At 63.4% G+C, this 10877-nt stretch carries 10 protein-coding genes and 1 tRNA gene; 8 read left to right on the top strand and 3 right to left on the bottom strand.

Annotated elements, in window-relative coordinates; genetic code table 11:
- Positions 1–213 precede the first annotated feature (213 nt).
- From IAE77_RS16700 to IAE77_RS16680, 5 genes are all read left to right on the top strand, one after another.
- Positions 214–2514 carry a hypothetical protein gene (locus IAE77_RS16700; RefSeq protein WP_294228665.1) on the top strand — a complete coding sequence of 767 codons (2301 nt, stop codon included), beginning with the start codon at positions 214–216 and terminating at the stop codon, positions 2512–2514.
- On the top strand, positions 2511–3074 hold the full coding sequence (locus tag IAE77_RS16695) for a hypothetical protein (RefSeq protein WP_294228662.1): 564 nt from the start codon (positions 2511–2513) through the stop codon (positions 3072–3074). The genes IAE77_RS16700 and IAE77_RS16695 overlap by 4 nt, the downstream gene beginning before the upstream one ends.
- 104 nt (positions 3075–3178) lie before the next feature.
- Positions 3179–3718 (top strand): hypothetical protein, encoded by a 540-nt coding sequence (locus IAE77_RS16690; protein WP_294228659.1) that lies wholly within the window; start codon positions 3179–3181, stop codon positions 3716–3718.
- Positions 3719–3728: 10 nt separating this feature from the next.
- Positions 3729–4178, top strand: a complete 450-nt coding sequence (locus IAE77_RS16685) for a hypothetical protein (RefSeq protein ID WP_294228656.1) — start codon at positions 3729–3731, stop codon at positions 4176–4178.
- Positions 4168–4827 (top strand): phosphoribosylanthranilate isomerase, encoded by a 660-nt coding sequence (locus IAE77_RS16680; protein WP_294228655.1) that lies wholly within the window; start codon positions 4168–4170, stop codon positions 4825–4827. Before IAE77_RS16685 ends, IAE77_RS16680 begins: the two co-directional genes overlap by 11 nt.
- 7 nt (positions 4828–4834) lie before the next feature.
- Here IAE77_RS16680 and IAE77_RS16675 read toward each other — a convergent pair whose 3' ends face one another.
- Positions 4835–5857 (bottom strand): right-handed parallel beta-helix repeat-containing protein, encoded by a 1023-nt coding sequence (locus IAE77_RS16675; RefSeq protein WP_294228651.1) that lies wholly within the window; start codon positions 5855–5857, stop codon positions 4835–4837.
- A gap of 93 nt (positions 5858–5950) precedes the next feature.
- Here IAE77_RS16675 and IAE77_RS16670 point away from each other — a divergent pair, with 93 nt between their 5' ends.
- The 3 genes from IAE77_RS16670 (at position 5951) to IAE77_RS16660 (ending at position 7989) form a co-directional block, all read left to right on the top strand.
- A complete protein-coding gene (locus IAE77_RS16670) occupies positions 5951–7429 on the top strand; it encodes a DUF1501 domain-containing protein (protein ID WP_294228648.1) in 1479 nt (492 codons plus the stop codon).
- 27 nt (positions 7430–7456) lie between these two features.
- Positions 7457–7831, top strand: coding sequence for a DUF423 domain-containing protein (locus tag IAE77_RS16665; RefSeq protein ID WP_294228645.1), 375 nt, complete (start codon positions 7457–7459; stop codon positions 7829–7831).
- 85 nt (positions 7832–7916) lie between these two features.
- Positions 7917–7989, top strand: a tRNA-Phe gene (locus tag IAE77_RS16660).
- 63 nt (positions 7990–8052) lie between these two features.
- Here IAE77_RS16660 and IAE77_RS16655 read toward each other — a convergent pair.
- On the bottom strand, positions 8053–8799 hold the full coding sequence (locus IAE77_RS16655) for an ion transporter (RefSeq protein ID WP_294228642.1): 747 nt from the start codon (positions 8797–8799) through the stop codon (positions 8053–8055).
- 15 nt (positions 8800–8814) lie between these two features.
- Complete coding sequence (locus tag IAE77_RS16650) at positions 8815–10851, bottom strand: cation:proton antiporter (protein WP_294228638.1); 2037 nt, start codon at positions 10849–10851, stop codon at positions 8815–8817.
- Between the last annotated feature and the right edge of the window lie 26 nt (positions 10852–10877).

Here is a 10877-nt window from a genome sequence, read left to right as displayed (position 1 = left end):
GAGTGATGGAGTGGCGGCGTCACCCCGGCGACCACGTTGGAGGCCCTGGAAAACGACAACGTCACCCCGGCGGGCACGTCAGCGAGGCACGGTGCTGGTTGTTTGAGAGTTGGAAGGGGACGGAGGGTGGCGTGCAAGGGAGGTGAAACCCCGGCTTGAACATCTGGCGCGACCAAGGATAGTCACGCCGCATTCTTCCACTCTCCCGCCCCCATGTCGGAGCCGAGCCAATTCAGGCACTATCAAATCATCCAGGACGCTGACGGCAACAACGTCGAGCTCGTGCGCAATGCTGAGCAGGTGGCCGTGCTGGCCTTTGACATGCAGCGGCTGGAATACGTGCACTGCCACGTGTTGCTGGAGGCACTGAGCAACCGCGCCGCCTTTGAGGAAAGCTGCCAGGCGCTGCAAAAGCGCGGCCATCCGGCGCTGGCACGCCTGATCGAGTGCGGAGAGGACGAGGGGAATCCCTTTTACATCACCAGCAACATCGATGGCGAGCCGCTGCGGCCCTACCTCGCCCGCCAGCAGGACATCCCCGGCTGGCTGGCGATCATGATCGCCTGCCGGGCGCTGGAAACCGCCGTGGCGGTGTGTGAACGCGGTGATTTCCTGACCGAGACGCCGCTCGACAGCTTCCGCGTGGTGCAAACGACGCCGCAGACGGTGCAGGTGCTCGCCGCGGACTTCCGCGTCATCGACAACGCCGCGAAAAAGCGGGCGCTGAAGACCGGCTTTGAGAAGCAGGCGAAATTCCTCCGCAGTTTCCTCACCGAGCAGGGCGGCGGCCCCACCCTGGCCGATCATCTCCTCCCGGCGGCTGATTTCACCGAACTGCTCGCCTCCTGCCTGGATTCGGCGGGTGTGGGAGCCATCGCCGCGATGCGGGAGCTGCGTGGGGCCCTGCAAAAACTCGCCCCCGACCATCCCTCCGGCGAAGTCCCCACCGCGCAAAAGCCGCGGGCCCTGCTGGCACCGCTGCTCGCCAGCTACCAGGAGGTGGCCCGGGGACTGGTCAATCTGGTGCGCATTCAGAGCCAGCGCCTCGACATGGCGAATCCCTACAGCATGCGCGGCACGCTGACCAAGACGGGCCGTTCCGTGCTCATCGAGCAGGTGCCCCCGGCCCGCATCGCCTGCGCCCGGGTCAAGGAGGTCGATGAATCTGCCTTCAAGGTCACCAAACAGCGCGACTACTCCGGTCTGGTGACGCTGGCGCTCGTCAATGAGGCCGAGGACATCACCTGCCTGGCAGAGGAGATCGTCGAAGGCATCAGCCTGGCCGATCTGATGCGCGAACGCCGCTACCTCGACGTGCAGGAGGCCTACCTCGTGCTCGCCGGGCTCGACTCCGCGCTCGCCCAGATCGATCTTTCCACCCTGCCTGTGTCGAAGCTGCGCCTGGAGGACATCTTCCTGCTCACCGGCTTTGCCCGCGAGGACTCCCGCAGCACCAAGCTGCTCGTCTCAAAGCTCAATGAGTGGCCGGCCTTCAATGTGCTGGTGCGTGCGCATCCCACGCTCGCCGCCATGTCTGGTCGCGGCACGGATCCTACCGTGTTGCTGCCTCCGGCGAAGAACGCCCCCGCCGCCCCCTGGCATGGCGGCTGGCTGGCCGCTCTGTGCAAGTTCCTGCTCGGTCTGGAGTCCCCGGTGGGTGTCCTGGCGGACCCTGCGGGCGGCGCTCGCGAACGGGAGACTGTCGCGCGTCTGCTGGACGATGAGATCGCCAAAGTCGGTGAGGCGAAGCCGGCGCTGCGCTCGGATTTCCTCGCCCGCTATGCCCGCATCATCCAGCACTACGACCTGGTCAAGCCAAGCGAGCCAGGCCGCGCCGGCGGCACGGATCCTGCGGTGGAGTTGGGCCTGAAGCCCGCTCCGAAAACCATCCCTGTCACCAAGCCTGCGGCGAAAGCGGCTGCCCTCCCCTCCGCCGCGAAACGCGACGCCGCCGCTGCTCCGGCCGCGTCCACCAGCCCGCTGCGCAGTCCTGTCCCCCTGACCACCGGCGGGGCGACCAAGGGAGACGAATCGCACATCGGCTTTGCCGAGCTGCTCTTCCGCAACGCGGGCGGAGATCCCTCGCCGCCCGATTCGCCCGACTGGGCCCGAGCCGCTGCCAGCGCCCCGCCCACGCTGCCCGCCGACCTCATTCCGGCGGACGACGTGCCGTTCTGGCTGAAGGCTGCCGTGTTCATGGGCGGATCCATGTGCCTGGGTGCCATCATCGCCCATCTTTCCGGCGATGCGCTGTGGCAGAAAAAGCCGGCTCCGCTGCCCGTGGAGGCGGTCAAGAGCCAGACTTCCGCCGTCGCCACGGCCACCCCCATCGTACCCGTGGTTTCCAAGGTGCCAAAGGCGCTGCCGGTCGAAGTTCCGCCCGTGGTCGTCGCACCGCCGCCGGATGAAGGCCCTGAGCGCGGGCGTGGTGTGACGCTTTCGCTGCCACCGGGAAGCGGCGGCCTGCGGGAGCAGCTCGCGGCCCCGGCCAATCCGCCCGCTCCGCCTCCATGAAAGCCTCCCTTCGCGTCCTCCTCGCTGCGTTGCTCGCCTGCTTCCTTTCGGCCTGTCCTGAAACCACCGTGGATGACGACTTCGGCTCCAAGCCTTCCGCTTTGAAGCCTGACGACTGGAGCGGCGGATGGATGGCCATCGATGATGACGATGTGATGCACTTCACCATCGCCGATGCTGAAAACGGCGTCTTGCTCATGACCGAACCTGGCGACAAGGACGAAAAGCCCGTCGAGTTTCGCCTCCGCCGTGCCTCGGCCGACGATCAATCCGGCCTGCTTTTCGCCCTCATCACCGAAAAGGACGTGAAACCGGTCCGGAACACGCTGCACCTCTTGCGCGAGTCCGATGAGGGCGTGTTGCTGGTCTGGTCCATCGATGACGAGGCCGTCGCGAAGGCGATCCAGGCCGGGCAGCTCAAAGGCACCACCGAGCGCGTGAAAAACGACCCGCATAACCACCTCGCCTCCGATGCTGGCAATGCGTCGAAACTCCTCGCCCCACAATTCTGGCGCTGGACGGAGCCCGCGATTCTCAAGCGGAGCCCGGAAAAGAAGTGATCACAACCCGGCTCGTTCAACCGCAAGCCCGATGCCCGCACCATCCAGTGCCCTCATTTTGTGATTGTCACTTTCGGGGTGGCATGATAAAACGCGCGGCTTTCGTGAAACTCCCTGTTCTTCCCGCCATCCTCCTTGCCCTCTCGGCTTCCGCTCTGTGCGCGGAAGAGCCGATGCTGCCGCAGGCGCTGGCCCCGATGGGCGGATACACGCCGGGTGCGCCGCGTGGCTTTTTGAAGCCTTCGAAGTCGATCAAACCGCCGCCCAGCGCTCCATCGGCTGTTTCGCCCGCTGCTGCCGCTCCGGTGGCGATTGTGCAGTCACCGACCGCCGAGACGCGGTTGCGCCGCTTGGTGGTCGTTTCAGGCGACATGACGCCAGAGGCGATTCGTGAGGCGATCATCGCCTGCGGCCAGTCCCGCACGCCAGTGACCACAGTGGGTGGCGTGAATGCCCCCGCGCCTGTTTTGACGGATCTGGCCGGCCTGTTCGGCTCCACCGTGACCGAGGACACGCAGAAGAAAGTGCTGGAGACCGTGCGCAAAGGCATGGGTGCCTCCTCCAAGCCGCTGAAGCGGGCTGAAATCGTCGGCTGGGTGCCGAGCGAGGGCGTGATGGCCGTGGTGGTGTATCCTGAAAGCTGAGACGCTTTTCATGACGTCCGAACCGGCCCCCATCGCAGTCCCCCGGGTGCTGCTCGCCGAGGAAAGCCTGCCGTTCCGTCGGGTGATTCGTGAGGCTCTCATGGCGTTCCGTGTCTGCGAGGTCGATGACGCTCCGAGTGGCGAGCGGGCTTTTGAAATGGCGCTGCGCCGTGAGTATTCGCTGTTTCTGTTCTCGCTGCCGCTGCCGGATCTGGCGGGTGACATGCTGGATCGTCTGCTCAGCACGGCCTACCCGCTGGCGCATCGCGGCTCTCACACGGCACCGCCGGTGATCTTTCTCATGCGCTCCACCGACACGATGCGGTTTGAAGAACTGAAGCGCGATGTGCGGGTGCGTGGCAGCATGCCGTTGCCTCCCAAGCTGGATGTGCTTCTGAATCTGACGACCAGCCTGCTCGAACCCCGCATCAATCCCGTCTTTCCCGGCCATGTTTCCTGATCCTGCCCGTCACAGCGTGAAAATCTGCGGCATCACGCGTCCGGAGCAGGCGGCGGAGATCTTTGACCTCGGTGCGGATGCGGTGGGCATCAATCTGTGGCCGAAATCGAAGCGTCACATGCCGCTGACCGTCGCGGAAAGCTCGCTGCGTGATGTGGCGGCCAAGAACCCGCTGGTGGCGGTGCTGGTGAATGCGGACGACGCTCTTCTGGATGCCGCGATTGGCAGCGGGTTGTTCCAATCCCTGCAACTGCACGGTGACGAGACGCCCGCCGAAGTGGAGCGCGTGATGAATCGCGGCGCGAATGTGATCAAGGCGCTGCAAGTGCGTGACGCGGCCTCGCTGGCACAAATCGGCGACTTTCCCTGCGCGGCAATCCTGCTGGATGCCTACAACCCCGGCACTTACGGCGGTGGCGGCCATGCATTCCCTTGGGAACTGGCGCTGCGTGCGAAGGAGATGTTTCCAGGCAAGCTGATCCTGCTCTCCGGAGGTCTGCATGCGGAAAACGTGCGTCAGGCGGTGCAGCAGACACATCCGGCCGCGGTCGATGTGGCCAGCGGTGTGGAAGCGCAGCCCGGCGTGAAGGATCTCGCCCTGGTAGCCAAATTCATTGCGGAAGCCCGGGCAGCGTGGCCGGAAGCGTGAGACGGCATCAGCGCTCGTGAAGATTCTCCATCGACACCAGTCCTGGTGATGCCTCGTGAAGGCCAACCTTGTTGTCTGCGAACCGGACGGTCGCGAAGGAATTGCGTTCACAACTCGCGTCATTCACCTGCAAGGCTGGGCCTTTCGAGCCTGTGACCTCGATGCGGCTGAAACGATTGCTCACGCAGCCGGTTTCCGGACGGCCGCTGTCCTGCGCGATGAAGATGCCTGAGGCACCGCTGTCGCGAATCACGATGTCTTCGAAGCGGTTGTGATTCGAGTCACGCATGAAGATGCCGTGGCTGCCATTGCGCTCCATCCTGGCGTTGCGAATGAGGTTGCGGGCGAACTTCAGGTCCGTGGAAATGCCGGCACCGGGATTGTCGTGCAATTCCAGATCTTCAAAGACACTGTCCTCGGTTTCATAGCAGGCCAGTCCGTCGAACTCATGTCGGTCGGCCGAGAACTGCCGCACTAACAGCCGGCGGCAGTGTTTTTCGGTGACCAGTCCACCGGAGCGACAGTTCGTGGCGCTCACACGCTCCACCCGGATGTCATGCGCCCGCCGGATCACGACGCCGGAACTGCGTAGCGCGGTCAGTTCGCCCGTGTCGCACTGGCCGTTCCAGCATTCACCGATCTGCTGGGAGCGATTGCCATCGATCGCGAGATCGAGCAACGAGACTCGGTTCACCGGGCGGCGAGGCGAGTTCGCCTCATCGCCAATGATCACGACGGGGCAGCTGGCCTTTGCGGCGAGGCGGAGCAGCGTGCCGTGACCGCTTCCTCGCAGTGTGATGCCGTTGTGACGCAGGATGACCGGGCTGGTGCATCGGTAAGTGCCAGCCTCCAGCACGATCTCCCCGCCGCGATCGCCGAGCTGTGCGATGGCACGATTGATGCCTGCGCTGCCATCCACCGGAGCCACTGCGATCACGACCGCCGGGCGCTGTTGGGCGCAGCTGGCCGCGATGAAGACAGCCAGCCAGACGAGGCGCAGGCTGGACAACGCTGGTGTTTCCCGGCTCATGAGGTCACCAGTCATTCGCGTCGGTCGTGCGTGCTGGTTGTATGAGGTGGCGCCTGCCTGCTAGTTCACCAGGTTCCGTGGCGTTCTTTCCACATGCATCCGGTTGAGCATCAGATCCTGCAGAAACGTCGCGAGTTCCTGACCACGAGCGCCAATGGCATCGGCGCTCTCGCCTTGGGCGCGTTGTTGACGGAGGAAGGGCTGATCTCACGCGCCTCGGCCATGGAAACCGATCCGCTGCAGCCGAAGGCGCCGCATTTCCCGGCCAAGGCGAAGAACTGCATCTTCATCTTCTTTGAAGGCGGCCCCAGCCAGATGGACCTGTTCGATCCGAAGCCGAAGCTGAATGAACTCAACGGCCAGGCGCTGCCGGAGAGCCTGACAAAGAACGTGCGCTTTGCCTTCATCCGCAAGGAAACCGCCCGGCTGATGGGTTCGAGGCGCACCTTTGCCAAACATGGCCGGTGCGGCATGGACTTCAGCGATCTGCTGCCGCACATGGCGAAACACGCGGACGACTGGCTCATGATCCGCAGCCTTCACACGGATCAATTCAATCACCATCCAGGCCAGCTCGTGCTGCATTGCGGCCGTGCGCAGTTCGGACTGCCGACGATCGGCTCGTGGCTCAATTACGGCCTGGGCAACATGTCGCGGAATCTTCCCGGCTATGTCGTTCTCAGCGCCGGTCGCGGCACCAGCGGCGGCGCCTCGCTGTGGCAGAGCGGCTTTCTGCCCAGCACCTATGCCGGCGTGCTCTTTCGCAACCAGGGCGAGCCGGTGCTCAATTTGAAGAATCCACCGGGCATTCCCATGAACCTCCAGCGCAAGGGCCTGGACACGCTGATGGAGCTGAATCAGAGCCGCTACGAGCATCTGCGCGATCCGGAGATCGCCAGCCGCATCTCCGCGTATGAGCTGGCCTTCCGCATGCAGTCCGCCGCGCCTGAATTGATCGACTTGAAGGGCGAGGACGAGAAGACGCTGGAAATGTACGGCGTGAACCGCAAAGACCCGCCGATCAAGGCCTCGCGCGGTGGCGGTCCGGGCCAGTATCAGGCCTTTGCGAAGAACTGCCTGCTGGCGCGGCGTCTGGTGGAGCGTGGGGTGCGTTTTGTCAGCCTCATGCACGCGAGCTGGGATCATCACAGCAATCTCGACAACGAACTGAGCTACAACGCCGGCATGGCCGACCAGCCCATCGCGGCGCTGCTCACTGATTTGAAGCAGCGTGGCATGCTGGAGGACACGATGGTGATCTGGGGCAGCGAATTCGGCCGCACACCGCTCGGTGAGAACCGTGGCGGCAATCCGAACGCCACCGGTCGCGATCATCATCCCTTTGCCTTCACCATGCTCGCCGCCGGCGGCGGCATCAAAGGCGGCCAGATCTACGGCGAGACGGACGAAATTGGCTGGAGTGTCGTCCGCGATCCCGTCGATCTGCACGATTTCCACGCCACACTGCTCAACCAGTTCGGTTTCGACCACCTTCGCCTCACGCACCGCTTCCAAGGCCGCGATTTCCGCCTGACGGATGTTTCAGGACGTGTGATCAAGGAGTGGATTTGAGCTCGCGTGCGTTTAAACATGCCTGCCATGCAGCCTGATCCTTTTCGCCTTCGTGTCTCCGCCCTCATGGGCTTCCTTGCCATCGCGCTCGGCGCCTCCGGTGCCCATGGCGGTGTGCATGACAAGCTGAAGGCCGCTGGCGAGCTCGGACACTGGGAGACTGCGGTGCAGTATCATCTCCCGCACGCGGTCGTGCTGCTCGTGCTCACGTTGTTCGCCGGTCAGAACGCCCTGCTGCGAAAAGCCTGGTGCCTGTTCCTCGCGGGCATCGTGTTGTTCAGCGGATCTCTTTACGTGTTGGCCTACACTGGCGTGAAGTGGCTCGGAGCCGTCACACCCTTCGGCGGACTGAGTTTCATGATCGGCTGGGTGCTCATCGCCCTCTCCGCGAAGGGAAAATAGGCCCTCGGATCAATCTTCACCGTGCACGAAAAACCCGTTGCGCCTGGATTGAAGCATGCTCCAATAGCGGCCCTTCCAAACAAGAGGCTCGGTAGCTCAGTCGGTAGAGCAGGGGATTGAAAATCCCCGTGTCGGCGGTTCGATTCCGTCCCGAGCCACCTCTTCAATTCGAGAAAGAATGACAAAAATGAGCTGGGGAGGAAGGCTGCGGCGCGGCGCAATCACTGCTGCTCGCCGTGCTTCGCTGCCGCACCCTGGCGTGCCTCCTCCTTTTCGAGCTCCTTTTCATGTTCACGTGCCTTGGACAGAGCCGCCGCGAGCAGGCCTGTGGGCACCGCGACGATCCCCAGGCCGGCGACGAGCACGAAACCGGTAAAAATGCGCCCGCCGGTGGTGATGGGATAGACATCGCCATAACCGACGGTCGTCAGCGTGACGATGGCCCACCACAGGCTGTGGAAAACGGAGGAGTACACCTTCGGCTGCGCCTCGAATTCGAAGTAGTAGATGCCCACGGCGGCCAGATAGAGCACGATCACGGCCGCGGCACCGAAGAGGATCAGCTCCTCACGGGCGTATTGGAAGGCCAGATGATAGCGGCGCACGGCGGCGGAGTAGCGCGCCAGTTTGAACAGACGGAACACGCGCATGAGCCGGATGACCCGGACGCTGCGCAGATCGAACATGAGTCCGAGATAAAACGGCAGGATGGAGATGAGATCGATCACGCCGATAAATGACCACGCGTAGGAGGATCGAGGCCGCGACAGAGCCACGCGGACGAGGTATTCGACGGTGAAGACGGCCACGCTGACCAGTTCGACAAGTCCCAGCATCTGCTGCGTGCCTGCGTCGAGCCCGGGCAGTGTCTCGACGGAAAAAGCGACGAGATTGATGAGGATCAGGAGCTGAAGGGGCGCTTCGAGTCTGCCAAAGCTGGCGCGGCCGTGCTCGTCGTGGGAAATCATGCACGGCCAGTGAAGTCAGCTTGCGCCCTGAATCAACAGGGCCCGCGCTTTTTCAATCTGGCTGGCGCTGCCGAGCAGCAGCACGGAGTCGCCGCCCCGGATTTCCTCCGAGACGCCGGGATTGATGATGCTTTCGCCATCGCGCTCGATGCCGACGATGCTGGCACCGGTGAGGGTGCGCAGCTTCACATGGGCCAGCAGTTTGCCCGCGATGGGCGATCCTTCCGGAATCACGACGGTCACCAGGCTGGCATCACGCAGCAGGGAGGGCAGGGAAGGGGCCTGCGGGTCGCGGTGAGGCAGGGCCGGCTCATTCAGCGTCTCTTGAAGGGCGAACTGCGCCTTTGTGTGGACCTGGATGAAGGCGCGACGAAGCAGAAGGACGATGGCGATGAGGACCAGCACCAGAATGCCGAGCAAGTTTCGCGACGGCAGTACGGCGGTGCTGAGCACCAGCATGAGCAGGAAAAGGCCCGCGCAGCCGGCGATGAACACGATGCCGGAGACGACGCCACGCAGAGCCGGGGTGCGTTCGCCAGCCGCGGCATGCGTCACGCTCATCTCCGCCACCAGGATGCCAAAGGCCTGCCATTTTCTCACGATGGCGATCAGCATCGGCAGGCTGAGGATCATGGCGGAGAGCCAGAGCATGCCTTTCACGCCATCCAGGCCGCCAGGGGCGGTGGGCCATGCCTGATGCACATGATCGCGTGCAAACACGGCGGCGATGAACACGGCCGCGATGAGCAGGAGGTTCAGCGCGATCTGCCAGCCCCACTTCCGCAGGAACATCGCAGGGGTCTTTCGTGCACCATTGTCGGAGGCCAGCTTGCCCACCCAGTTTGTGTAGGCATCCAGGGTGCGCATGAGTCCGCCTGGCATCATCCGGCTCATCCCATTCACCACGGCATCCGAGCTGCGGATCAGGTAAGGTGTCAGCAGTGTGGTCAGCGCCGACACTGCCACGGCGATGGGATACAGAAAATCGCTGGTGACCTTCAACGACAGGCCCAGTGCGGCGATGATGAAGGAGAACTCGCCAATCTGTGCCAGTCCCATGCCCACACGCACGGAGGATCTGAGGTCGTTTCCCGCAATGTAGGTGCCAAAGCCGCAGGCCAGCACCTTTCCGACCACGACCACGAGCGTGATGAGAAGCACGGATGTGAGGTGTCGCATGATGAGCTGTGGATCGATCAACAAACCGATGGAGACGAAGAAGACGGCGCTGAAAAGATCCCGCACCGGCTTCATCAGCGTCTCGATGTGGGCGATGTGGCGGGCCTCGGCGATGATGGCGCCGATGAGGAAGGCGCCCAGGGCGACGCTGTAGCCCATTCTTACCGCGAGGAGCGAGACGCCGAAGCACAAGCCGATCACCGTGACGACCATCATTTCATCGCTTTTGAACCGGGCGACCCAATTGAGGAGCCGCGGAACGAGAATGAGGCCCGCCACCAGCAGCACGCCGAGAAAACACGCGAGTTTTCCGATCGTGACTGCGACATCCTGAACGGCCAGCGACCCCGTGGTGGCAAAACCGGACAGCATCGCGATCATCAGGATGGCCAGGATGTCCTCGACGATGAGAATGCCGAAGATCATCTGGGCGAAGCGTTCCTTGGTCTTGCCGATCTCCTCCAGCGCCTTGATGATGATGGTCGTGGAGGAGATCGAGAGGATCGCGCCGAGAAACACGCTGTCCATCTGCCCCCAGCCGAAAGAGCGGCCGAGCTGGTAGCCCGCCCACACCATCAGCAGAATCTCAAACGAGGCGGCCAGCAGTGCCGTGACACCGACCTGCGAGAGCTTTTTCAAGCTGAACTCCAGCCCGAGGGCGAACATGAGGAAGATCACGCCCAATTCGGACAAGGTCTCGATGTTGTGCTGGTCATTGATCAGCGGAAAGGGCGGTGTGTGCGGCCCGATGATGACACCCGCGAGGATGTAACCCAGAACGACCGGCTGCTTCAGCCGGCGAAACAGCATGGTGACCATCGCGGCGATGATCATGACGACGGCCAGGTCCTGGAGGAAAACAACGTGGTGCATGGCGAGGTGAGGCGGGCGCGGGTTTC

The organism is Prosthecobacter sp. (assembly GCF_014879935.1).
In the GTDB taxonomy this organism is placed as follows: Bacteria; Verrucomicrobiota; Verrucomicrobiia; order Verrucomicrobiales; family Verrucomicrobiaceae; genus Prosthecobacter.
This window is presented reverse-complemented; position numbering and strand designations above follow the sequence as displayed.